This is a genomic window from Porphyromonas bobii, from assembly GCF_943169685.1.
Classification (GTDB): Bacteria; Bacteroidota; Bacteroidia; order Bacteroidales; family Porphyromonadaceae; genus Porphyromonas; species Porphyromonas pasteri.
Window position 1 is genome coordinate 1 of sequence record NZ_CALPBU010000004.1, and the last position, 24300, is coordinate 24300.

Consider the following 24300-nt stretch of genomic DNA (forward strand, 5'->3'; position numbering starts at 1 on the left):
CGTTCGGATGGTTGCCGAACGCCCTTGGTATATTCCCCGAAAATGTGACGCTTCGTTTCTTCTCAGCGGTGTGTGGGGGTGTACGCTTCGTTTGCGATGTGCCGCACGCTTCGTTTTGCGGATTATAGATGGCTGTCGGGGCTGCTGGAGATGCATATGACAATAGAGAGCTCATCCGTCGCCTCGCGAACCTGCGTCTGGAGCTTGCTCAGCTCTTAGGCTCCAAGAGCTTTGCTGAGAAGGTCCTCGCCCGCCGTATGGCAGGTAGCACGACGGCAGTCTATGGGCTGCTCGACGAGCTCCTCGAGGCTTACAAGCCCTTAGCAGAGAAGGAGCTTGCTGCAGTGGCTGACTTCGCACGCGAGGCAGGCGCTACCCTCCCCCTCCAGCCCTGGGACTGGAGCTACTGGGCAGAGCGCTATAAGCAGGCCTTCTATGAGCTGGACGAAGAGGAGCTACGCCCCTACTTCGAGCTATCGCGCGTCTCGGATGCCATCTTCTCACTGGCAACACGCCTCTACGGCATCCGCTTCACCGAGCGCACGGATCTGCCCGTCTACCACAGCGACGTACACACCTACGAGGTGCACGATGCTGATGGGAGCTATCTCGGACTTCTCTACACCGACTTCTTCCCTCGTGAGGGCAAGCAGAGCGGTGCCTGGATGAATAACCTGCAGGAGCAGTATCACACGGCCGAGGGGGAAGACCATCGTCCCCACATCGTGCTGGTGATGAACTTCACCCAGCCCACAGCCGATCGTCCCGCCCTGCTCACGCCAGGTGAGGTACGCACCTTCCTGCATGAATTCGGTCACTCCCTGCATGGCATGCTCTCTACGTGCCGTCACGGCTCGCTCAGCGGGACCAACGTCGTCCGTGACTTCGTCGAGCTACCCAGCCAGCTGATGGAGAACTGGCTGGACGAGCGTGAGTGGCTCCAGAGCTTCGCCGTACACTATCAGACGGGTGAGGCACTGCCCGAGGTCCTTATGGAGCGTATGGAGCGTGCCCGCCACTTCCTCGCTGGCTACGCTGCCTGTCGTCAGCTGAGCTTCGGCTACCTCGATATGGCTTGGCACACGATCACCGAGCCACTTGCCGAGGGCCTTGACACGAAGACCTTCGAAGATACGGCTTGGCAGAAGGCCCAGCTCCTGCCCGCTACGCCTGCACCTTGCCAGATGAGCACCTCCTTCGGGCACATCTTCTCGGGGGGCTATGCAGCTGGCTACTACGGCTACAAGTGGGCCGAAGTGCTGGATGCCGATGCCTTCGCCGCCTTCCAAGAGGAAGGGATCTTCTCTACGGCTACAGCTGAGCGCTTCCGCCGTGAGGTACTGAGTCAAGGTGACCGCCGTGATGCCGAGGAGCTCTATCAGAGCTTCCGTGGCAAGAAGGCCACCATTGATGCCCTCCTTCGTCGCGACGGCATTGAGCGCTAAGAGCAGACCTTCTACCCCAATAAAGCAGCAGCGCCCCACAGTCTCTCCGCGGGTCTGTGGGGCGCTGCTTTTTCATAAGTAGATCTACCTCATAGGCGCTAAACTTTGCCTATCTTTGATAAGCCTTAGGGCTCGTAGCGGACTCTCTCCGCCCCTACTCATTCATCGTACTACCCCAATGAAAGAACAAACCTACAAGCTCCTCGATGGTAAAGCGACCTCCGCTCAGATCAAGCAGGAGATCGCAGCCGAAGTAGCTGCCCGCGTCGCAGCTGGCAAAAAAGCCCCCCACTTGGTAGCTATCCTCGTCGGACATGACGGCGGCAGCGAGACCTATGTAGCAGCTAAGATCAAGACCTGCGCCGAGGTGGGCTTCCGCTCCTCACTGATCCGCTTCGAGGATGACGTCACAGAAGAGCGTCTGCTCAGCGAGATCGAGCGTCTGAATAACGATCCCGAGGTGCATGGCTTCATCGTCCAGCTCCCCCTGCCGAAGCACATCAACGAGCAGCGCATCATCGAAGCTGTCAACCCCAGCAAGGACGTCGACGGCTTCCACCCCATCAATGTAGGGCGTATGAGCATCGGCCTTCCCTGCTTCGTGTCAGCGACCCCTCAGGGGATCATTGAGCTCCTTCGCCGCTACGACATCGAGACGCGCGGTAAGCACTGCGTCGTCCTTGGCCGTAGCAACATCGTCGGTAAGCCCATGGCACAGCTCCTCCTGCACAAGGGTACTCCTGGCGACTGCACCGTCACGGTCTGCCACAGCCGTACGCCCAACATCAAGGAGCTCTGCCTGCAGGCAGACATCATCGTCGCAGCTCTCGGCGTGCCTGAGTTCCTCAAGGCCGATATGGTGCGCCCTGGTGCCGTCATCGTCGACGTAGGCACGACGCGTGTACCCGATGCTTCGCGTAAGAGTGGCTTCAAGCTCACCGGTGACGTTGCCTTCGATGAAGTAGCGCCCCTCGCCTCCTACATTACGCCTGTCCCTGGTGGCGTCGGCCCGATGACCATCATCTCCCTTATGCTGAATACCCTCGCAGCAGCTAAGCAGGCAGAGGACTAATTCGCACACACGTCCCCTCCTTTGCGAAGGGAATAAAAAGCCTCAGGGGCTGTATCTCACGATGGAGATACAGCCCCTGAGGTCTTTTTCGTAGGAGGGAGAAGCTTAGTTCTCTGCGTAGAAGGTCAGCTCACCGATACCAAAGTATCCCGAGATACCAGAAGGCGTGACAGCTGCGATCTTTATACCCTTAGCTTCGATAGGGCTGAGGAAGCGAACTACAACGGAACCCTCCTTATTGAAGTAGCTCGTAGGAAGCACACCCTGAGAAGTCCAAGTCGTACCATCCTGCGTCGTGAAGATCTCGACTTCAGAGAAGGTCTTCATGGAGTCATCAGTACCCTTGAAGTGAATGTAGTTGAACTTCTTCGTACCGCTGGCAAGGATACCAGTTACCCAAGGCGCGCTGTCCGAAGTAGAAGCATACCAACCGTCTGAGGGATCACCATCATAGAGGTATTTTTTATCATAGGCGAACGATCCCCAAGCGAGCTCAGAAGAGACTGCATAGTTGATCACTGCAGGGGTCAGTGCCGTACCCTGAGGGTCATGCGTATAGAAGGATACGTTTTGGTAGCTCTTCCTGACAGGGATGAAGTAGGTACCATAGTCCTGGCTAACACCGACGGAGGATGGGCCTGAGACAGCAGATACCTGCACAGGGATCACATAGTACTCCGTAGCAGCATCAGCCGCAGAGATCTCAGCATACTTATCACCCACACTGATAGTGATAGCTGAAGAGCTCTTCGTCTGCCCCTTAGGGATAGTTACGGTCGTGGTCGAAAGCTTAGCATAGCCTTCGGGAGCGACCTTATAGCCAGGGTTGGTCGAGAGGGAGCTGGTGAAGGAAGCGATAGAAGCTTCCGTCGTAGCGAGAGCTACAGTCACCGTCACATCCTGATCAACGGGCTTGGAGAGGTAGACATAGCGCTCCTGAGCGGTGAACTCAGTTACGGTCGAGGCATTGTGCGTGACCTGAAGAGGGCTGATAGACTTAGCGAGGTCGAATTCACCCGTCTTGATATACGCTACGGATGCAGCAGTCTGTGTCTCTGTCTTATCAAAGAGAGGAGTATCCAGATCAAAGCTCTTGCTACAAGACGTGAGGCCAAGGAAGAGCGCTGCGCAAGCTATAGATAGAGTCTTTTGCATATTAAACTTCTATTAGAGGGGTCGTACACGCCCCTCCCAGCGAGGAGAGGGCCGTGTCGTACCACCAATATTACGATTAGGGCACCTTGACCGTACCGGTACCGTCAGAGCGGACGTTAGAGACCCAAGTAGGCGTCAGAATCTGGCTGCTTGCTGGGTTGTTCTCATCGTATGCCGCGCCATAGACGTTGAGTGCAGGGCCACCGGCGATCGAGTTAGCAAACGTGCCACCATGACCTTCGTTCATCTTCCAGTAGTGGAGGAGACCTGGGGTCGAAGGATCAACGGTGTACTCGTTATCCTTCAGCTGCTCAGGCGTACGAGTCGTATTCCAGATACGAAGCTCGCTGAAGATACAAGCATTTCGGAACCAAGCAGCACCCGAGCCAGCGACGTGGATAGCATCGTTGAGCTTGAAGGTACGACCAGCAGGCTTGTCCGTGCTGATGACCTTGCTACCATTGACGTAGAGCGTAGCCTGTGCGCCATCGTAAACGAGGGCAACGTGATACCACGTATTCGTCTTAGCACCTTCGAAAGTACGGTCGATCTGGCCACCATCACCGAACTTGATGTTCAGGTAGTTGTATGGAGGCGTAGCATCACCGAAGCGCATGTAGATCTCAGAGCCCGGAGCCCAAGCACCGAAGATAGCCTGGTTATTGATGTCGAGGCCATTGATATTCACACGCATCTCAACCGTGAAGCGCTCGAGGTCAGTAGCGGGGATACCACGAGCGATAGCACGATAGTATACCCCCTTGTACGTACCGAGGATAGGAGCACTTGCCGAGGTGATCGTCTTGATAGCATAGACGTAGGTGTCAGCCCCATTAAGGATAGGAGTAGAGGCATCTACGCTCTTGAGCTTAAAGGCGACAGCATACTTCTTACCGAGGTTCATCTGCTCCTGCGTCAGAGGCTGGAGAGTTACCTTCACTGCTTCGGAGAAGACAGCACCAGCCTTGACGACAACCTGAGAGGAAGAGAGAGCGACCTGACTTGCAGGGAGCATCGTGTAGGCCGTCCCGTTGAGCTTGTTGTACTCATCGAGAGCTTCCTGACTCAGCTCAAGTGCATAGGTCTGGTCCTTGCTCTGGGGCGAAGAGATGCGGATATTGATATCCGTAGAGACTTCGCTGTCTCCGAGCTGGAGTGACCCGATACGACCAGCCTGCGTACCCGTCTGGGCGATGTAAGCTTGGTTCGTGAGCTCCTTGAGTTCTCTGTCGTTACAGGAGCTGAGGAGTGCAGCAGCAGCTACGACTCCGAGGAGATATTTATTGATCTTCATTGGATTCGTCTACTTGATCTGGGGGTTCATAAGCTGGATAGCACGACGCCACCAGGGATAAGAGAGGCCCTTGACAGGCTTCATGTCGATCCCATTCACGACGTCAGGCGTAGTGACGGCATACTCAAGGTCTACACGGAAGGCACCGACACCACCCTTACGGTAGGTGACACCATCGATGACGGGGTTCTGCAGGGCGAAGTTGAGGATCTGCCCCAGACCAGCCTTACCACCGGTGGTAGCACCTGACTCGAAGTCTACAACGAAGATGCTCTTCTTACAGATCTCTTCGACCGAGAGAACGTCCTTATAAGCTCTGAGCATACCCTGGAAGTGGTTGTTGTTGTAGCCAACAGAGTTGTTGTAGGCCTGGATGATGAAGTAGTTGAAGTACTTGGCGTGCGAAGCGGGAAGAGCATCGGGCTCACCGTCGACAGCAAGGATCTTCTTACGACCAGCCTCCGTCTCCGCCATAGGGCCGATACGCTTACCAAGGGTCTCGATGAAGAGGGTCATGAGCGTAGGCACACCATTCTCCACATCCTGCTCCCACAGCTCTTTCTGAGTACTAAAGGGGTGAGTATAGTTAGGCTCAGCGTCGATATCGAAGCCATCGTAGCCATACTTATCGATGAGGTCGCAGATAGCATTAGCGTACTTGACGACAGCGGCACGGCGAGCAGCCTTACCTTCGGCCGTCTGCTCCGTGCTCCAGCCCCAGTATTTGTGAGTCCAAGTCTCACCATTCTGAAGTGCAGCCTTTTCTGTATCCGTAGGATCAGGCGTGATACCACCGCCCATATCGAGGACGAGGAAGCAAATCATTGCCTTCAGGCCCTTCTTCTGCTGTGCATCACGCAGGTCCTTGAGCTGAGCTTCTGTTGGATTCTTCCACCCGCCCCAGAGAGAGACGAGGTCTACAGAGTCGGGCAGGCCCATCAGTGAGCTCTGCATATTCGTACCAACACCCGTCCAAGCGCTGTAGTAAGAGAATGCGATCTGGTGATCAGAGTTCTTGTAGTCGCGCAGAGCCTTGTAGTAGGCCTCTGAGTGGTTGGGCTGAGTGAGGTCTTCGGGATGCTGGATCTCCATATCCGTCCACTTGCTGCACGAAGCCAGCGTGGTCAGAGCGAGAGCCGATACCGCGAGGATATTCTTGATCTTCATTTTTTGATTCGTTAGCTATAGTTACTTCTTCTGCCACCAGAGCTTCGTAGCGTAGTCGTCAGCACCACCGAGGGTGACGAGAGCTGCGTTGTAGTTAGCCTGGTTACGGGTACGCTCGTTGACGTCGTAGGGGATACGGTTAGCCACGTGGATGGTGTAGCCGTTGGTAGAGACGGGGAGCGCGAAGACCTTAGGATAGCCAGTACGGCGGATTTCCGACCAGCCTTCCTGACCATTGGGGAAGAGAGCGATCCACTTCTGGACGATCAGACGCTCGAGCTTGGCTTCGTCAGAAGCTGAGTCATCCCACTTAGGCGTGATGGTGCTGGTAGCGGACATGTCCTTACCATAGCCACCGACAGCATCCTTGTAGTCAGCAGGAGTCTTGCTGCTCTGCAGGTAGGCATCAGCACCAGAGACATTCCACTGAGTGAAGGACTCCTTGACACCGCGCTCATAGAGATCCTTAGCAGTGCCACCCATGCCCGACCAACCGGCCAGCGCACCTTCAGCACGGCAGAACCACATTTCAGCAGCAGAGAGCCATACGCTGGGGGAGTTCTTCGTGACAGCAGCAGCCGAATAAATTTCGTCAGCAGTGTTCTTATTCTTCACGTCAGCACCAGCCAGACATCCGATAAGCTTACGGTCACCAGCCTTAGCAGGGGCCGCGAAGTAAGCAGGGATGCGAGGGTCTTCGTAGCCGTTCATGTAGGAGTCGATGTCGGCGCAAGCACGAGAGTCACCCCACTCGACCGAAGTCTTGTAAAGACCACGAGGGATATAGGTGATAGCGCAGTTGTCAGCCGAAGACTCGATAACACCAGCCTGCACGGCCTCAGTAGCGTACTGCTGAGCCAGAGCAGGAGCAGCATAGCGCATACGGATAGCGATACGAAGCTTGAGCGAGTGAGCGAGCTTGACCCACTTAGAGAAGTCCCCAGAGTAGATCTTATCTGCAGCCTCATTGACCGTACGACCTGGGTTAGCTAGGACGAAGGCGTTGATATTGCTTGCAGCAGCATCGAGGTCAGCTACGAGAGCCTTATAGATAGCTTCCTGAGAGTTGTAACCTTCGAGGTTAGTCGCATCCAGGCCGAAAGGCATAGGACCATACTTGTCGGTCAGAGCAAGGAAGGCGTGAGCACGCATGATGAGTGCCCAGTTGTAGTTGAGGTCTTCCTTACCAGCGAGGCTTGCGATTTCAGCGAACGCACTCTTTGCAGGGACGAGGATCTGAGAGTTCGACCACCCGAGCCAGCCACTTGGAGCGCTGAAGGTGGCGAAGTTCTTAGAGCTCCAGCCGTTATTTGCGTAGGTGAAGTAACGGCCGAGGTAGTTACCCACGAGGTCAAAGTTACACTGGTACGCGTTCTCCTGCTCGGGGAAAGCTACGTTCTGCAGCTGAACGAGGAAGGAGGAGATATTGTAGTTATCACGCTGCAGGACCTCCTTGCTCTGGCTACCGCCAGGGCGATTGGCTTCTTCAAAGCCACTGGTGCAGGAGGCCAAGGCGAGTGACAGGGCAGCGATGCCGAGCCCCTTGGCGATATGATTCTTCTTCATAAGATACATTCTTAATAAACGTCTCTAAGAATACGCTTAGAACTGGAGCTTCACCGTGAAGCCGAGGTTACGCAGGCTGGGCTGCATGAAGTAGTCGAAGCCCTGGTAGTAGGTACCAGTAGAAGCGGTGAGCTCGGGGTCGAATGGAGCCTTGTTGTAGATCATCAGCAGGTTACGTGCCGTCAGACCGAGCGAGAGGCGGACCTTATCGCCGAGGAGCTTCTTAGGAATGAGGTAGGAGACGTGAGCTTCCTGGAGGCGGACGTTCGTACCATCATAGATGTACTCTGACCAGACGGGGCTTGCACCACCGACTACAGAGTAGTAGCCCTGAGCATCGATGCGGCCGTTACCTACAGCGATACCACCAGCCTTACGAGCATCAGCAGAAGCCTGAGAGACGCCGTACTCATCGAGGATAGCCTGCGTCTGAGAGAGGACGATACCACCGAGACGAGCGGAGAACATGAAGCCCACATTCAGCCCCTTCCAGTTGAATTCATTGCTCCAGCCGAGGTTAGCATCAGGCAGTACAGAGCCCTTATAGATGGGATTGTCGAGCGTCTCGGGGATGATCTTGCCATCAGTAGAGAGGACAGGATACCCCTCGGGAGTGCGCTTGATACCGGTGTTGATGTAGATGTCACCCATCGTACCACCTTCGCGAAGGTAGACGTCAGCGCCCTTCAGACCACCCTTAGAGATAGGATCCTTGCGACCAGGGATCAGCTCGATGATGCGGTTCTGGTTAGCGCTGAAGGTACCCGTCGTGGTCCACTCCAGCTCGCCGAACTGGCTCGTCCAGCCGAGTGAGAGCTCGATACCGCGGTTGCGAACATTACCAGCCTGGATGTACTCCTCATTAAAGCCGTTGGAGGCAGAGGAGAGAGGCATACGGAAGGTCTGATTCTTCGTATTGGACTGGTAGATGGTGGCCTCGAGGCTCAGGCGGTTGCGGAAGAACTTACCCGTTACCCCAGCTTCCCATGAATAGGTCAGCTCAGGCTTGAAGTCTTCGGGGAACTTATACGTGACCGTAGCGTAGCTCTGCGATGCGGGGTCGTAGGTATAGCGGTAGGGAGAAGAGATCTGAGCAGGGATAGGCGAACCTACCTTAGCCCAAGAGATGCGCGTCTTGAGGTAGTTGACCCACTTAGGCATCTTGGCCATCTGCGAGATGACACCAGAGAGACCTACAGAGGGATAGAAGAAGGGGTTAGCCGTGGTGTGAGCCAGAGCAGAGTCCCAGTCTTCACGACCCGTAAGCGTGAGGAAGACCATATTCTTCCAGCCCGTTTCTACGCTTGCAAAAGCAGAGTTCGTGATGTGCGAGCTATTAGTGTATACAGGAGCATTACCTGCAGTAGGCTGACCGTAGTCGATCTGGTTAGGATCGAAGACGTTAGAGATAGAGCGGAGACCGCCGCGGAAGCCGCGAGCGTCGTTGTAAGAGCGGTTGGTAGATACCCCGACGTTAGCAGCGATAGAGAAGTCGTCAATACGCTTGTTGATGTTGGCCATCACGTCACCATAGAGTGAGGTGTTGTTACCCTTGCTGTAAGAGTAGTAGCCATACTGTGACCCCGTGAAGAGGGTAGCCGTAGAAGCGTAGCGCTTGCTTTCGTCGAAGCTGTTGATGACGTCAGCACGAGCACGACCCGTGATGTCGATCCATTCGTTGATCTTCCACTTGAGCGAGCCGTTGATCATGTAGCGATCCTTGCTGCCCGTGGTGAGCATGCGGTTAGCGACCCAGTAGGGGTTCTGCTGTGAGTAAGCATCACCGTAGTTCCAGTTCTGGACGTAGATCTTACGGATAGGGTCGTAGACCTCATAGGTACGTACACCATCGAAGTTCTCACCGCGGGGGAAGAGATACAGAGGTACGATGGGGTTGAGGTATTCACCCTGAGCGATGAGGTTCTGGTCGCCCTGACGGATGTAGTTGAAGCCGAAGTCAAGCGTCAGCTTATCTTCGAGGAACTTCGTCGTGTTGCGGAAGTTGAAGTTGTAGCGGTCGTACTTGCTGTTAGGGATGATACCAGCAGCATTAGTCGAGCCGAGAGAGAGATACGTCTGATTCTTCGCGTTACCGATAGTCAGCGAAGCCGTGTTCTGGATGTTAGAACCCGTGTTGAAGAAGTCAGCGGGATCGAACTTCCCATAGGGAGAAGCCGTCTGTGCACCCCAGCTCTTCACGTCACCAGGAGCGCTGATGAATTCGTTCTGGAAGCGAGGCATGACGAAGGGACGAGAGAAGGAGGTGCTGTTGGAGAGCATGACCTGCACGCGACCATCCTTACCCTTCTTCGTGGTGATCATGATGACCCCCTGAGCAGCGCTTGCACCATAGAGTGCAGCAGCAGCAGGACCACTGAGGACGCTGATCGACTCGATATCGTCAGGGTTGATGTCAGAGATACCTTCACCCTTAGGCTGCGAAGAGTAGCGACCGTTCGTCTCACCACCGTTAGTGTTGATGATGGGTATCCCGTCGATGACGTAGAGAGCCTGGTTGCTCTGGTTCATCGACTTAGGACCACGCATGACGACACGCGTAGCACCACCGAGACCCGAGGAAGAGGCGTTGATGTTTACACCAGCGACCTTACCGTTGAGGCTATTCATGAAGTTGGCATCCTTCACCGTCGTAAGAGCGTCGCTCTTGACCTCCTGGACATTATAGCTCAGGGCCTTCTGCGAGCGCTTGATACCGAGAGCGGTGACGACAACGGCTTCCACCTGATTGTCTTCACTGGGGAGCTCGATCTTGAGCTCAGTCTGGTTACCGACAGGGACCTCGATCTTCTTGTAGCCGATGGACGATACTACGAGGACCGCACCTGCCTTCACGTTCTTCAGGCTGAACTTCCCGTTGATGTCCGTGGAAGCACCTTGGCCTTGTACGCCCTTGACCAGGACAGAAGCCCCGATCACAGGCTCATGATTAGCGGCGTCGAGGACGACCCCGCTGATGCTCTTACCCTGCGCCATCGCGGTAGCGACCGTAAGGAAGAGGATCATGAGGATAGATAGTACTTTCTTCATATCTGAAACATTAAAAAATAATCAGCACACAGGTGTCCCTCATCTATGCTCGTGGAGCACGGAGCTGAGGGGCACACAAAAGAAAAGCCCCAAAGAGCTGACGGCCATAGCCGAGCATCTTCTGGGCTCTATTATTATATCGGTAGGAGGTATAGGTCTGACGCGTCGACCAAATGGAGCTGTCCATCTGTGTCGCCATCTCCTCAATGAGGGGCATAGCCACCGACCACTCGCGCATATCGCAAGCCATGCGACACACTCGTGTAGAGTCATTTGAGAGTAAAAGGGGCATCACGCCCGAATGCTTGTCCATGTACCTTCCGTTACAATCTGGGGGACAAAGATAGAGATAAATAACATGCAGAGTATAAGGCTTTTCAATCCTCCACTTAATAAAAAATTTAAGGAAGTGTAGTGGTTTGCGCGCCCTCCTCCGCTAGTCAGAAAGAAGGGGCAAGGGAAGGGCGAGCTGCGAAGGTGGGCCAATCATACCATACACCTATATAATAGCATACCATACCCTTATACAATAACATGCCATACACCTAATAATATAGGTAGGGAAAGGACGGAGGTAGCTACTCTTCACGGCAGTCCCCGAGATGAATCCCAGCCTATCTACGCGGTATTGAGGCTATGTAGTACCTTTGTGACACCATATATAATAGTAGTGTCACCGTAGGGCGCTTCCCACTCCCCTACTCCCTTATGACCCGACTCATGATCACGATAGAAGACCTCTACTCCATCTACCTCGCCCATCCCGTGGTGAGCACCGATACCCGCCAGCTACCCGAGGGCTGCATCTTCTTCGCCCTGCGCGGAGCACGCTTCGACGGCAATCAGTATGCCCGTGCCGCACTGGAGGCTGGCGCTGCCTATGCTATCATCGACGACCCCAACGCACAGATCGACGAGCGCACGATCCTCGTCGAGGACAGCCTGAAGGCCCTACAGCTGCTCGCCTGCCACCATCGTCAGCAGCTGGGTACCCCCGTCATCGCGATCACTGGGACGAATGGTAAGACGACGACGAAGGAGCTGACGGCAGCCGTCCTCTCGACGACCTACCGCCTCCTCTATACCGAGGGCAACCTCAATAATCATATCGGTGTCCCCCTGACCCTCCTACGCCTCACCCCAGAGCATCAGCTTGCTCTCATCGAGATGGGCGCCAGCAAGCCTGGGGACATCGCCGAGCTATGCGCCATCGCCGAGCCCAACTACGGGCTCATCACCAACATCGGTCGGGCGCACCTCGAGGGCTTCGGCTCCATCGAAGGGGTACGCCGCACTAAGGGCGAGCTCTATGATAGCCTCCGCGCCCACAAGGGTATCGTCTTCTTCCGTGCCGAAGACAAGACGCTCGAGGAGATGAGCGAAGGTATCGACCGTATCGACTACGGCACCGATCCCGAGGCGCGTATCGTCGGGCAAGCCACCCCCAGCACGGGCGATCAGCTCTTCCTTCACTTCTCCTGGGCCTGCCCCACTCTCGGCATCGAGCAGCGTAGCGTACAGACCCACCTCGTCGGGGACTACAACCTCGCCAACGCTCTCGCTGCGATCACCATCGGACTTTACTTCGACGTAGCTCCCGAGCACATCGACGAAGCCCTCACCAGCTACGCTCCCAGCAACAGCCGCTCCCAGCTCATCACCTCCGCTCGTGGCAACCAGATCATCGCGGATGCCTATAATGCCAACCCCTCGAGCATGCACACGGCGCTGGACAACTTCCTCCACATCGAGCCACTGGATCGCCCGCGCACCGTCATCCTCGGCGACATGAACGAGCTGGGCGAATCGAGCCACGAAGCCCATCAGGAGCTGTATACCCGCCTCAAGGCACACACGGCCTCGCCACTGACGATCTACCTCTGCGGTCCGCATTGGGTAGAGGAGCTCGGAGCATCGGATCACGTCCTCCCCTCGGTCGAGGAGCTCATCGCACGCATCGAGGCAACGCCCATCACGGACAGCCTCATCCTCGTCAAGGGCTCGAACGGCATCCACCTCGGCCGTCTCCTCCCCTCGCTATAAGCAAAGAGCGCATGGATCTACCGTATTGACGAGATCCGAACAAATGCTTATCTTTGTAGTAGAACAAAAGAAAAGAGCCACGTTGTCGATTGGGAAACTCATCGTACTAAGTTGAAAACCGAGGCAACCCTCTCCTCCAATGGCGGGCTACCGAGGCCTTCGGGTCTCCTCGCCTATGGCGAGCAGAGTAGATTACAAAGGGGGCGGGGATCTCAAATCCTGTTTTTCGGAGTTTTCACTTAATCTGCTCGTGGCTCCCCCAAGCGTAGGTCACTCACCGATACTCACCGAGTATCATGTGAGTGACCTACTTCTTTTATCGTCACCCTCCCGTTTCAGTCGCGATGCACTTCGTAGAGGGGCTTCTACAGCCTGAGCGCTCCTGCACGATAGACCACCACACCTGTTTCGTGCACGCTATTCACCAATAATCGCCGACCACCGGTATTATTCGCTCGTGCTTAGGGTGCTATTTCTCCGAAGTCATACAGCTATACCTTCGTCTACGTACGTGGACGTAAGGACTACGCACGTAAAGCCTAAAGTCTACGCACGTAGATTTTAGGACTACGGGCGTGGTCGGAAGTTTAGGACTACGGGATGATGGCTTTTAGTCATGGAGAAACGAGTTTTTCTTCCGCGAAGCGTAAGTTTTCCGCGTATTGATTTAGCCCTCAAAGCACTACAATGATCGAGCTCTCGGGAGGGAGATTTTTCTCCTCTCGAGGCACAGTATTTTGAGCTATTTGCGGTAACTTTGCACCACACTGCAGAGGAAGCCGCCCTCGCAATCCATTCATTTTCAGTCATCATGCAGCCTTTCGTACACCTCCACGTACACTCACAGTTCTCCCTCCTTGACGGCCAGGCCTCGATCAAAGGCCTTGTCGACAAAGCTATGGCCGACGGCATGCCTGGCATTGCCCTCACGGACCACGGAGCTATGTTCGGCATCAAGGAGTTCTTCGACTACGTCAATAAGAAGAACGGCCCCCTACTTCGCGAGCGCAAGGATCTCAAGAAGCAGATCAAGGCCCTCGAGGAGCAGGAGGAGCGTAGTGCAGAGGACGAAGCCAAGCTGAGCGAGCTGCGGGAGCAGCTACAGGCGGCCGAAGCCAAGCCTCTCTTCAAGCCCATCCTCGGCTGCGAAGTCTATTGCGCCCGTCGCTCGCGCTTCAAGAAGGACGCCAACGTCCCCAACCCCTATCGCCCCAACCAATCCGTGGACAATAGTGGCTGGCACTTAGTCCTCTTAGCGAAGGACCTCACGGGCTACAAGAACCTCATCAAGATGGTCTCGCGCTCATGGATCGACGGCTACTACTACCGCCCACGTATCGACAAGGAGCTGCTGGAGGCGCACCATGAGGGCATCATCGCCTCCTCGGCCTGCCTCGGTGGAGAGATCCCCCAGCACATCATGTATGGCAATATCGACGAGGCGGAGAAGAGCATCGAGTGGTTCAAGGGGATCTTCGGTGATGACTTCTACCTTGAGCTACAGCGTCACAAGACCGACAACCCGCTCGGCAACCAAGAGACCTACGAGAAGCAGCAGCAGGTCAATGCCGTCCTCCTTGAGCTGGGTAAGAAGCATGGTGTGAAGGTCATCGCTACCAACGACGTCCACTTCCTCAACGAAGAGGATGCCGAGGCCCACGACCGTCTCATCTGTCTCAGCACGGGTAAGGACCTCAACGACCCCCGACGCATGCGCTACAGCAAGCAGGAGTGGCTGAAGACGACGGCAGAGATGAACGAGCTCTTCGCCGACCTACCCGAGGTGCTCGCCACCACGCAGGAGATCTGCGACAAGGTCGAGCTCTACAGCATCGAGAATGATCCGCTCATGCCGGACTTCCCCATCCCCGAGCAGTTCGCCAATGCCGACGAATACCTCTGTCATCTGACCTACGAAGGTGCCCGCCGCAAGTACGGCGAAGAGGGAATCACCGAAGAGGTACGTGAGCGTATCGACTTCGAGCTGGGCGTCATCTCCGGCATGGGCTTCCCTGGCTACTTCCTCATCGTGCAGGACTTCATTGCTGCCGCCCGTGACATGGGCGTCTTTGTAGGCCCTGGGCGTGGATCGGCCGCAGGATCAGCCGTAGCCTACTGCCTAGGCATCACCGACATCGACCCCATCCGCTATGACCTCCTCTTCGAGCGCTTCCTCAACCCCGACCGTATCTCCATGCCTGATATCGACGTGGACTTCGACGATGACGGGCGTGCAGATGTGCTCCACTGGGTCACGGAGAAGTACGGCTACGAGCGTGTAGCCCATATCGTCACCTATGGCACGATGGCCGCCAAGAGCGCCATCAAGGACGTCGCACGTGTGCAGCGCCTCCCTCTCTCGGAGAGTGACCGCCTCACGAAGCTCATCCCCGACAAGATCCCCAACGTGAAGAACGTCACCATCGGCGCTTCTCTCGAATACGTCCCCGAATTGAAGCAGGCTTCCCTTAGCCCTGACCCCCTACTCCACGATACGCTGAAGTACGCTCAGATGCTCGAGGGCAATATCCGCAGTACGGGCGTACATGCCTGCGGTATCATCATAGGGAAGATGGATATCAGTGACGTCGTCCCTCTCAGCACCGCCGAGGACAAGACTACGGGCGAGAATATGCTCGTCACACAGTACGAAGGCTCCGTCATCGAGTCCACAGGGCTCATCAAGATGGACTTCCTCGGGCTCAAGACCCTCTCGGTCATCAAGGAAGCCCTGCAGAACATCAAGAAGAGCCGTGGCATTGACCTCGACATCGACAAGATCCCCATCGATGACGCCAAGACCTACGAGCTCTACACCGAGGGGAAGACCGTCGGGACCTTCCAGTTCGAATCCGCTGGGATGCAGAAGTACCTGCGCGAGCTGAAGCCCTCGACCTTCGAGGACCTCATCGCGATGAACGCCCTCTATCGACCAGGGCCTATGGACTATATCCCCGACTTCATCGACCGTAAGCACGGCCGTAAGCCCATCACTTACGACCTGCCCTGCATGGAGCGATACCTCAAGGAGACCTATGGTATCACCGTCTATCAGGAGCAGGTGATGCTACTCTCCCGTGAGATCGCCGACTTCACGCGTGGGGAGTCCGACGGCTTGCGTAAGGCGATGGGTAAGAAGCTCGCCGACAAGATGGCCGAGCTGAAGGTGAAGTTCCTCGCTGGCGGAGCGAAGAAGGGCTACAAGGAGGACACGCTGGAGAAGATCTGGGCCGACTGGGCGAAGTTCGCCAGCTACGCCTTCAACAAGAGCCATGCTACCTGCTACAGCTGGGTCGCCTATCAGACGGCGTACCTCAAGGCGAACTACCCCGCAGAGTACATGGCTGGTGCGCTGAGCCGTAACCTCAATAACATCTCCGAAATCATCAAGCTCATGGACGAGTGCCGTACCATGGGCATCCGCGTACTCACGCCAGATATCAATGAATCCGACTTCAAGTTCTCCGTGAACCAAGACGGCAACATCCGCTTCGGGCTCAATGCCATCAAGGGCGTAGGTAGCTCAGCAGTCGAGATGATCATCCGTGAGCGCGAGGAGAATGGCGCCTTCGAGAATGTCTATGACTTCTTCGAGCGCGTGCCCATGAGCATCGTCAATAAGAAGACGCTCGAGAGCTTGATCTTCTCCGGTGCCTTCGATAGCTTCGGCCTGCAGCGTGAGATCTACAGCGCTCCGATGGAGACGGGGAATGATGATTCCTTCCTCTCTGCCCTCGTGCGCTTCGGTCAGGTCAGCCAGGCAGAGCAGAGCCTCAATGAGTCTTCCCTCTTCGGAGGCGATGACGAAGCCCTGCAGATCCCCCGCCCCACGCCTCCGACGCACTTCGTCGAGCTCTCAGATATGGAGCGTCTCAATAAGGAGCGTGAGCTCGTCGGGCTCTACCTCTCAGGTAATCCGCTTGACCCCTACCGCGTACTCCTCGAGTGCTACTGCCCCGTCAATGCGCAGATGATGAATGACCCAGAGGCTCTCGGCGAGGGCCGTCAAGTCTCCTTCGGAGGTATGGTGTCGAACGTCTTTATCGGCACGACCAAGCGCGGCGACCCCTATGCCCGCATCACGATCGAGGATACACAAGGCTCGTGTACGATTCCGTTATTTAGTGGGAACTATGTGAGCTACTCGCAGTACTGCCAAAAGGGACTCTTCGTCTTCGTCGAAGGCGTCATCCAGAAGCGCCGCTACGGCGAAGAGCTGGAGCTGAATATCCAGCGCGTGAGCCTGCTGAGTGATGTCATCGACCGAATCATCTCCAGCATCCACCTGAATATCGATGTACGCATCGTCAATCAGAGCATCATCAGCGAGCTCGGAGAGATCATATCGAACAATAGCGGATCTGCAATGTTATCAATAAGACTCTCGGATGGTACAGGGCGCAATGATGTCGAGCTCACCTATGACCAAGGTATGGTAGCTCCGACACCTATCCTCCTCGACTTCTGCCGTCAGTACGGCATCGAGATGACAGCTAAGTAGCAAGTAATAATATTAGTCTCACCTATAAGAAAGGAAACAATCATGGCATTAGAAATCAACAGCCAGAACTTCGACACGCTTATCGCCGGCGACCAGCCCGTAGTCCTCGACTTCGGTGCCACTTGGTGCGGCCCCTGCCAGATGGTGGCTCCCATCATCGAAGAGCTCGCAAAGGAATACGAAGGCAAGGTCGTCATCGGTAAGTGCGACGTCGACCAGGATCCCGAACTTCCCAGCCGCTTCGGTGTACGCAACATCCCTACGATCATCTTCGTCAAGGGCGGTGAAGTCGTAGAGAAGAAGGTCGGCGCTCAGAGCAAGGACACTCTGAAGAAGTCTATCGAAGGGCTGCTCTAAGCTCCATATCCGATAGCCGGAAATAGCATAAGGGCTGTACCACCTGCTGGGTGGTACAGCCCTTATCTCTTTTATAGCCGAATTATACCGCCTCGAAGAAGAGGCGCAGCGAATAGCTCAGCTCCTCGCCAAGGGACTTCCCAAGCTGAGCGAGAAGCTCCGCCGTCGTGCGACACTTAGGATAGGCGTCCGAAGTAGGGTAAGTCGTGCGATGCACTGCCCCACCCTCGACTGTATATAGCCCATCGAGCGCAGGGAAGAGCTCGTCGCTATAAACCCAAGCACCTCTAAGGTCGGGGTGAAGCGTAGCGAAATGCTGCAGGAAGCGAAGTGGATCGAGGAGGCGAATCATTCCCCGTCGCTCCTCTCCTACCCCTCGTCCTCCCTCGGGACGAAGATAATAGCTCACCTTCTTCGCCGAATGGGATAGCTCTTGAAGCAAGACTTCTCGCACCGCAGAGCTTCCGTAGATAGCTTGTACAATGACTTCATCCTCCCGCTCTACGTAGAAGAGTGCGCCATTGATCTTACCCTCCGTCGTACGATGCTCACGAAGCACATAGCCCTCACTGGTCGGATAGTCTTCGGTCACTACACGCCAGAGCGCAGGAGTATGCAGGAGCTGTGGCGCCTTGCTTTTGCGCTCCACAGCTGTGAGGTATTCGACGAGCGTCGCCCCCTCACATTCGGGATCAGACTCAGAGAGCACAGCTTCGAGGGAGGTTGTCGTCACAGCAACAGGAATGGGAGCATAGCCCACCGCCCTCGTGTAGTAATCGAAGAGCCAATCCTCAGCAGGCAAGAGAAGTGAAGCGACATCGCCACGCTCTTGCGAGAGACGGAGAGCCTTCTTCAGCTCTTCCTTCATCAAGCCACGTCCAGCGTAGTCGGGATGCGTACATACCGCCACGACATAGCTCACGGGTAGGCGCTCATCCCCCGAAGAAAGCTCTACGGGGAGATACTGCAGATGCGTCGTCGCTACGCCCTCGGTATAGCCGATGAGCGTGCTGTCGTCACGGTAAACCTCACTAAAGTACGTTGAGAGGAAGGCATCCGTATCCCCGAAGCAAAGCTGCCAAAGGCGATAGGCATCCCGTACCTTAGGGCTCAGTGGGGCATTCATGGCGCAGGACTGCAGCGATCTTCTGCAGGATGATATCAGGCTTGTAGGAGAGCTTGGCCTTGCGGAGCCCCTCGATACCTAAGTCCTCCTCGCGATTCACATAGGTGTAGCGCTCGGGGATCGTCGAGGCGAAGAGCTTATTGATCACCGTGAAGGCGCCGTCATAGTCACGATTGGCCTTCTCGATGTGCACACCGAAGGTCGTCTCATTGATGGGCGAACCGATAGTGAAGGCGACGATCTGCCCGCCGACACGCAGGATGCCGCCCGAGAGCTGCAGTTCGTCGAAGGAAGAGAGGAGACGCAGGATGACCTCCTGCTCCTTGTCCTCGCCTTGGTCTTCGCTGCCGTGCTGCTGCAGCCACGCTTTCTCGACCTCAAGGCACTCCAGCGCGTTGGCTCCCGTGATGGGTTCGTAGCTGAAATCAGGGTAGAGCTTCTCGAACTTATTGACGTGATTGCGCTTCGACTGTAGGGCTTTCCCCGAGAGACTGACCAGACGCTCTCTCAGGTAGATGTAGTCCGCCGCTCCTTCGTCTTCGAGGAAGGTGAAGGCGCCAGGGCAAAGCTCCTCGAGATGCTCCCGACAATGTGGCGTGATCCCCATCACGACGAGCGGATAGCCACCTGCATCGGCCTCATGACGTAGCCGCTCCAGCGAGTCGATGACACAGCCCCCACCCCGACGAATAGGGATAAGGTATGCTGGATGCGGACGTGTGGGCGAGGCGAAGCGAATGAAGAGCGTGTCGTCAGCTATGGCGTAGCTCGTCTCATACTTCACAGCCCAGCCGAAGAGGTTGGCGAAGGCCAGATCGCATATACGTGATTCGCTCGCGAGCGTGTAGGCAGTAACCTCCGCTCGCGAAGCCGCTGTGATGGGGGTAAAGTGCAATAAATCCATATACATTGAATAGCTTGGGACCACCGCTTCAGCATGCCTTGTGGTGTGCTTCCTGACGATGGTCCCAAATGTTATATTACTTTCAGCCGAATGTTATATTACTTTCACTCAAAAGTAATATTACTTTTCGGCAAAAGTTATATTACTTTTCCTCGGAAGCTATATGACTTCTGATCCGAGGTGATATTACTTCCGGCAGAAGGGTATATACCCTTCGATAAAAAGGTATATACCTTCCGACCAAAAGGTATATACCTTTTCGCTGCGAGGTATATACCTTTCTCGCTGTACTTATATAGGTGAGTGAAGAAGGCCTTCGGAGAAGCCGTGCCTTCTCACTACTTCGCCTCGCCGCGCGTCATGCGGAAGGAGGCCTTGTAGCACATGAATAGCGGGATGGCGACGCCCACACCGAGGGCGAACATCGTCAGCAGTGCCGTGATCGTATTTGAGATGATGCCCGGCAGATACTGCTCCTGCGCTACCTCCTGCGTCGACTCCATGAAGCGAATCGTACCCAAGATAGAGCGGTAGGCGAACTGCCCTGGGATCATAGGCAGAAGGGCGGGGAAGGCAAAGACTTCGATCGGGTAGCGCGCATGATAGGCAAAGCCCACAGCGATGAAGCCAGCAAAGACCGCTGCGAAGAAAGTCGCGATAGCGATATTCATACCCGCGTAGGTCATCAGCGAGAAGCGCAGGGCATTCCCACAGAAAGCGATGATCGGGACATATCGGAAGGCGGCCTTAGACGGATTGCCAACGGCGGCGAAGCCCAAGGCAGCGATGGCAGCAAAGAAGCCTTTCTCAAAGATAAGGAGGAAGTCCATAGTAGCGTAGTCCTATACGATTGCGATGGTGATGAGGGGTTAGAGGAGCGAGAGGCCAAGGGACATCAGCGTGACAGAGAGGCCTACGGTGATGCTCACGACGATCATCACCGCCGTCAAGAGGCGTGAGATCCCGTTGAGGATATAGCCATCGAGGACATCCATCATACCATTGATGAAGGGGACGCCAGGGATGAGGTAGAGCACACTGGCGCTAAGGGCAATCTTGGGAAACTCTTCGCAGCCGAACTTCGCACCGAGACCGACGACGAAGGATGCGACGAAGGCCGAGAGGACTACCGTCAGATAGTGATAGACGTGACGGCGATTCAGCTCCTGACGCAGGAGGAAGCCGCAGAAGGTACCGAGGAAGACGAAGAGCCCCGACATCAGATCGCCACCGAAGAGCAGGCAGAAGGCCATGTTCGCCTGGCTGATCAGATAGAGTACAAGCCAGCGATTCATCGGAGGTGTATCGAGGATCTTTTGGAAGCGCTCTTCGAGCTCGTCGAGACTTGGGTGATTATCGTAGGTGTACCAAGATAGACGACTCAGCTCTGCATTGAAGAAGAAGTTCAGGGGGCCATGTCTATGCTGCAGCATCCCAGATACAGGATGCGCATCCAGCGGACGATAGGAGTGACGACCATCGCCTAAGACAGGAGTAAGTGTCATCGTCATGTTGCGCTGGAAGGTCATGATCGTCGGCTCGTAGCCATAGGCATGGGCGATACGCGTCGTATTGACTACGATACGATTGGTCTGCACGCCGACACTTGTCTGCGTCGTGGCGTAGCGCAATAAGAAGTCCAAGAGACGCTCCTTGTCGACATCCTCACGCAGAGGACAAGGTTTCGATTGGGGCATAATTACCGTGAGAGGTGAAGAAAATAGTAAGTGTAGTATGAATAAGAAGAGCCTCCACTGGGATTCAGGGGAGGCTCTGGTATCAGCTCGGGCTGATCATCTTTGTTGCGGAGGCAGGATTCGAACCTACGACCTTTGGGTTATGAGCCCAACGAGCTACCACTGCTCCACTCCGCGCTATCTTTTTGCACTGCAAAGGTACTACATTTTTCTTAATAACCAAAACAACGTAAAAAATACCGTTGCACGACAGCATCCTTTCAGCTGGTTTTTATCTCCATTTTCTCCACGCGCGCCCCCTGCTTCAGGTGCTACTTTGCAGTAGTGCGATAATGATGGCCAGTGAGCAATACTAATGGCAAATCAATATCAACCTGCGAAAGGATACAATCACATCTGGGAGGGAGTAGAAAGAACCGCTATCTCATCATTCTCCAATCTCACTCAGGAACGTCTTCGCCTCCTCACTTCCTTGGGCACTTGCCTTCCTCAGCCAAACGAGAGCTTCCTTGTGATCGGGCTTCACACCAAGTCCTTTATACATAAAGTACCCCAAGTTGAATTGTGCATCAACATCACCTTGATCAGCAGCCAGACGATACCAGTGGACGGCTTCTACATAGTCCTGAGGGACACCCCGACCCGAGCCATAGCACGTGCCTAAATTATTCTGAGCAGCAGCCTCCCCCTGATCGGCAGCCAAACGATACCAGCGGACAGCTTCGGCATAGTCCTGAGGTACACCCTTACCCGAGTCATAGCAAACACCTAAATTATACTGAGCGAAGGGATGTCCCTGATCGGCAGCCAGACGATACCTGCGGACGGCCTCTGCATAGTCCTGAGGGACACCCTTACCAGAGGCATAGCAAGTGCCTAAATTATTCTGAGCTTCAGCGCTCTCTTGATCGGCGGCCAGACAATACCAACGGACGGCTTCTTTATAGTCCAATGGAACGCCCACCCCTGCTTCATAGCAAGTACCTAAATTATTCTGAGCATCGGCATTTTCTTGATCGGCAGCCAGACGATACCAGCGGACGGCTTCTGCATAGTCCTGAGGAACACCCCGACCCAACTCATAGCAAAGGCCTAAATTATACTGCCCAGAGGACAGTCCCTGATCAGCTGCCAGACGATACCAGCGAGCTGCTGCTGCATAGTCCTGAGGAACACCTGTGCCAGCATCATAGCAACTGCCCAAATTATTCTGCGCCGCAGCATATCCCTGATTGGCAGCCAGACGATACCAGCGGACGGCCTCTACATAGTCCTGAGGGACACCAGCCCCCTCTTCATAGCAAACACCTAAAGCATTCTGAGCTATAGCACTTCCTTGATCGGCAGCCAGACGAAACCATCGGACAGCCTCTGCATAATCCTGAGGGACACCCGTCCCTTGAGAATAGCAAACGCCCAAATTATGCTGCGCGTAGGCATCTCCCTGATCAGCTGCCCGACGATACCAACGGACAGCTTCTGCTTGGTCTATAGCAACGCCCTTACCCTCATCATAGCAAAGAGCTAAATTAAACTGCGCTTCAGCATCCCCCCGATTTGCTCTATAATGGTACCAGTAGAACTCAAGCTCATTGGAGAATATAAACATCAGAAGGATGAGAGCTACCCCAAGAATGAGCACCACCGGTTTCCACCACTTCAGCTTATTTGCAGTTGGGAAAGAAGGCTGTTCCGTAGAAGTATCGAGATTAGACATAGTGCGAATTATGTGTGAGATAAGGGGAAGTGAATGATGGAGCGTGACACGCTCCTTTTGTAAGACGAGATTGGTAGCACATCTCAGCGACCTCTGCAAAGATACACACTTTCGTATACCAGCATTTGGGGCGTAGATGCTACCACAATAGAGTCGCTCTACCTACTCTCCACTCCTATCTCAACAGCATAATAGGAGCCTTTAGAGAGGGTATAAAAAGCCATGTGGCTGCACACCTCGAGCGAGGAGTGCAGCCACATGGGGAGATAAGTGATTAGCGCGGGGAGGCGCCGATAGCTTAGAGAGAGTCGGGCTGTGCAGCGCTAGCAGCAGAGACCTTCAGCAGCTCGATTTCGAAGACCAGCGTGCTGAAAGGAGGGATCTTTTCGCCAGCGAAGCGAGCACCATAAGCCAGCTCCTGAGGGATGACGACCTTAACCTTCTCACCGACCTTCATCAGCTGAAGCATTTCCGTCCAACCCTTGATGACCTGGTCAACGCGGAACTCAGCAGGCGTACCCTTTGATTCGTCGAAGACCGTACCATCGATGAGCTTACCGACATAGTTCACCTGGACCATATCCGTAGCCTTAGGCGTAGCACCGTTACCTTCCTTGAGGACCTGGTAAGCCAGACCAGAAGCAGTCGTCTTCACGCCAGCTTCCTTCTTGAAGTTAGCGATGAATTCAGCACCCTTCTTCTTGTTCTCACCGTACTGCTCTTCCATCTGCTTTTCCATTTCAGCTTCGTACTTAGCGCGCTCTACTTCCTGCTTCTTTTCGTAGTAGGACTGAGCGATAGCGCCGAGGCTGTCAGCCTGCTTAGCACGAGCAGCAGAGTCGAGGCCGAGCGCCTTCTTGAAGCCAGCCATGAAGGCAGCCTTCTTCAGCGTAGAGTCGTCCTTGAAGCGCATAGCAGCCTGGACGCCCTGCATCTGACCGACGTAGTACCACAGCTTGGTCGTGTCGCTGTTGAAGCCTTCTTCGAAGCCCTTGAAGAAGAGTGCAGAGTCTACGTTTTCACCCTGAGCCTTTGCGCCCTGGATAGCGTTGACGAGCTCGGTAGCATTACCGAAACCGACAGCGAAAGATACGCTATCAGCACCATCCTTAAGGTCAGCAGAGCCACTCTTAGAGCAAGAGAAGATACCGAGAGCCATGGCCGAAGCAGCCAGGAGCATTGAGATCTTTTTCATTTTTCTTTTGATA

Annotated in this window: 17 protein-coding genes and 1 tRNA gene; 5 read left to right on the top strand and 13 right to left on the bottom strand. The window is 55.1% G+C overall.

The window, feature by feature from the left end; translation table 11 throughout:
- Positions 1 to 128 precede the first annotated feature (128 nt).
- Positions 129 to 1445 carry a M3 family metallopeptidase gene (locus tag KO088_RS04860; protein ID WP_251419812.1) on the top strand — a complete coding sequence of 439 codons (1317 nt, stop codon included), beginning with the start codon at positions 129 to 131 and terminating at the stop codon, positions 1443 to 1445.
- A gap of 178 nt (positions 1446 to 1623) precedes the next feature.
- Entirely contained in the window at positions 1624 to 2517 is an 894-nt protein-coding gene (gene folD, locus KO088_RS04865) for a bifunctional methylenetetrahydrofolate dehydrogenase/methenyltetrahydrofolate cyclohydrolase FolD (protein ID WP_188808042.1), read from the top strand.
- Between the two features lie 105 nt (positions 2518 to 2622).
- Here folD and KO088_RS04870 read toward each other — a convergent pair whose 3' ends face one another.
- The 6 genes from KO088_RS04870 to KO088_RS04895 all read right to left on the bottom strand — a co-directional run bounded on the left by KO088_RS04870 (position 2623) and on the right by KO088_RS04895 (position 10985).
- Complete coding sequence (locus tag KO088_RS04870) at positions 2623 to 3672, bottom strand: BT_3987 domain-containing protein (RefSeq protein WP_215493816.1); 1050 nt, start codon at positions 3670 to 3672, stop codon at positions 2623 to 2625.
- A gap of 76 nt (positions 3673 to 3748) precedes the next feature.
- A complete protein-coding gene (locus KO088_RS04875; RefSeq protein ID WP_215493817.1) occupies positions 3749 to 4966 on the bottom strand; it encodes a DUF1735 and LamG domain-containing protein in 1218 nt (405 codons plus the stop codon).
- 9 nt (positions 4967 to 4975) lie between these two features.
- On the bottom strand, positions 4976 to 6133 hold the full coding sequence (locus tag KO088_RS04880) for a glycoside hydrolase family 18 (RefSeq protein WP_215493818.1): 1158 nt from the start codon (positions 6131 to 6133) through the stop codon (positions 4976 to 4978).
- A gap of 21 nt (positions 6134 to 6154) precedes the next feature.
- Complete coding sequence (locus KO088_RS04885; RefSeq protein WP_215493819.1) at positions 6155 to 7699, bottom strand: SusD/RagB family nutrient-binding outer membrane lipoprotein; 1545 nt, start codon at positions 7697 to 7699, stop codon at positions 6155 to 6157.
- A 36-nt stretch (positions 7700 to 7735) separates the two neighbouring features.
- Positions 7736 to 10723, bottom strand: coding sequence for a SusC/RagA family TonB-linked outer membrane protein (locus KO088_RS04890; protein WP_251419838.1), 2988 nt, complete (start codon positions 10721 to 10723; stop codon positions 7736 to 7738).
- Between the two features lie 67 nt (positions 10724 to 10790).
- Complete coding sequence (locus tag KO088_RS04895; protein WP_215493821.1) at positions 10791 to 10985, bottom strand: hypothetical protein; 195 nt, start codon at positions 10983 to 10985, stop codon at positions 10791 to 10793.
- Between the two features lie 485 nt (positions 10986 to 11470).
- Between KO088_RS04895 and KO088_RS04900 the strand changes: the two genes are divergently transcribed.
- From KO088_RS04900 to trxA, 3 genes are all read left to right on the top strand, one after another.
- Positions 11471 to 12790, top strand: a complete 1320-nt coding sequence (locus KO088_RS04900; RefSeq protein ID WP_215493937.1) for a UDP-N-acetylmuramoyl-tripeptide--D-alanyl-D-alanine ligase — start codon at positions 11471 to 11473, stop codon at positions 12788 to 12790.
- Between the two features lie 811 nt (positions 12791 to 13601).
- On the top strand, positions 13602 to 17291 hold the full coding sequence (dnaE, locus tag KO088_RS04905; RefSeq protein WP_215493822.1) for a DNA polymerase III subunit alpha: 3690 nt from the start codon (positions 13602 to 13604) through the stop codon (positions 17289 to 17291).
- Between the two features lie 42 nt (positions 17292 to 17333).
- Positions 17334 to 17648 (top strand): thioredoxin, encoded by a 315-nt coding sequence (trxA, locus tag KO088_RS04910; RefSeq protein WP_215493823.1) that lies wholly within the window; start codon positions 17334 to 17336, stop codon positions 17646 to 17648.
- Positions 17649 to 17730: 82 nt separating this feature from the next.
- On the opposite strand, the gene KO088_RS04915 is transcribed toward trxA, so the two are convergent.
- The 7 genes from KO088_RS04915 to bamJ all read right to left on the bottom strand — a co-directional run bounded on the left by KO088_RS04915 (position 17731) and on the right by bamJ (position 24287).
- Entirely contained in the window at positions 17731 to 18774 is a 1044-nt protein-coding gene (locus KO088_RS04915; protein ID WP_215493824.1) for a GNAT family N-acetyltransferase, read from the bottom strand.
- Complete coding sequence (locus KO088_RS04920) at positions 18752 to 19678, bottom strand: DUF2156 domain-containing protein (RefSeq protein ID WP_251419814.1); 927 nt, start codon at positions 19676 to 19678, stop codon at positions 18752 to 18754. The genes KO088_RS04915 and KO088_RS04920 overlap by 23 nt, the downstream gene beginning before the upstream one ends.
- Before the next feature lie 338 nt (positions 19679 to 20016).
- The gene (locus tag KO088_RS04925; protein ID WP_215493826.1) at positions 20017 to 20508 is read right to left on the bottom strand and encodes a threonine/serine exporter family protein; all 492 of its coding nucleotides are present in this window, start codon (positions 20506 to 20508) and stop codon (positions 20017 to 20019) included.
- Between the two features lie 39 nt (positions 20509 to 20547).
- Entirely contained in the window at positions 20548 to 21375 is an 828-nt protein-coding gene (locus KO088_RS04930; protein ID WP_215493827.1) for a threonine/serine exporter family protein, read from the bottom strand.
- Between the two features lie 105 nt (positions 21376 to 21480).
- Positions 21481 to 21552, bottom strand: a tRNA-Met gene (locus tag KO088_RS04935).
- 250 nt (positions 21553 to 21802) lie between these two features.
- The gene (locus tag KO088_RS04940) at positions 21803 to 22984 is read right to left on the bottom strand and encodes an SEL1-like repeat protein (protein WP_215493828.1); all 1182 of its coding nucleotides are present in this window, start codon (positions 22982 to 22984) and stop codon (positions 21803 to 21805) included.
- 406 nt (positions 22985 to 23390) lie between these two features.
- A complete protein-coding gene (gene bamJ / locus KO088_RS04945; RefSeq protein WP_044115365.1) occupies positions 23391 to 24287 on the bottom strand; it encodes a BamJ family beta-barrel-assembly machinery protein in 897 nt (298 codons plus the stop codon).
- Positions 24288 to 24300: the final 13 nt, after the last annotated feature.

Excerpts from the sequence above, each read along its gene's own strand:
- KO088_RS04860 (WP_251419812.1), top strand. The coding sequence starts at position 129 with ATGGCTGTCGGGGCTGCTGGAGATGCATATGACAATAGAGAGCTCATC.
- folD (WP_188808042.1), top strand. The coding sequence starts at position 1,624 with ATGAAAGAACAAACCTACAAGCTCCTCGATGGTAAAGCGACCTCCGCT.
- KO088_RS04870 (WP_215493816.1), bottom strand. The coding sequence starts at position 3,672 with ATGCAAAAGACTCTATCTATAGCTTGCGCAGCGCTCTTCCTTGGCCTC.
- KO088_RS04875 (WP_215493817.1), bottom strand. The coding sequence starts at position 4,966 with ATGAAGATCAATAAATATCTCCTCGGAGTCGTAGCTGCTGCTGCACTC.
- KO088_RS04880 (WP_215493818.1), bottom strand. The coding sequence starts at position 6,133 with ATGAAGATCAAGAATATCCTCGCGGTATCGGCTCTCGCTCTGACCACG.
- KO088_RS04885 (WP_215493819.1), bottom strand. The coding sequence starts at position 7,699 with ATGAAGAAGAATCATATCGCCAAGGGGCTCGGCATCGCTGCCCTGTCA.
- KO088_RS04890 (WP_251419838.1), bottom strand. The coding sequence starts at position 10,723 with ATGATCCTCTTCCTTACGGTCGCTACCGCGATGGCGCAGGGTAAGAGC.
- KO088_RS04895 (WP_215493821.1), bottom strand. The coding sequence starts at position 10,985 with ATGCGCGAGTGGTCGGTGGCTATGCCCCTCATTGAGGAGATGGCGACA.
- dnaE (WP_215493822.1), top strand. The coding sequence starts at position 13,602 with ATGCAGCCTTTCGTACACCTCCACGTACACTCACAGTTCTCCCTCCTT.
- trxA (WP_215493823.1), top strand. The coding sequence starts at position 17,334 with ATGGCATTAGAAATCAACAGCCAGAACTTCGACACGCTTATCGCCGGC.
- KO088_RS04915 (WP_215493824.1), bottom strand. The coding sequence starts at position 18,774 with ATGAATGCCCCACTGAGCCCTAAGGTACGGGATGCCTATCGCCTTTGG.
- KO088_RS04920 (WP_251419814.1), bottom strand. The coding sequence starts at position 19,678 with ATGGATTTATTGCACTTTACCCCCATCACAGCGGCTTCGCGAGCGGAG.
- KO088_RS04925 (WP_215493826.1), bottom strand. The coding sequence starts at position 20,508 with ATGGACTTCCTCCTTATCTTTGAGAAAGGCTTCTTTGCTGCCATCGCT.
- KO088_RS04930 (WP_215493827.1), bottom strand. The coding sequence starts at position 21,375 with ATGCCCCAATCGAAACCTTGTCCTCTGCGTGAGGATGTCGACAAGGAG.
- KO088_RS04940 (WP_215493828.1), bottom strand. The coding sequence starts at position 22,984 with ATGTTTATATTCTCCAATGAGCTTGAGTTCTACTGGTACCATTATAGA.
- bamJ (WP_044115365.1), bottom strand. The coding sequence starts at position 24,287 with ATGAAAAAGATCTCAATGCTCCTGGCTGCTTCGGCCATGGCTCTCGGT.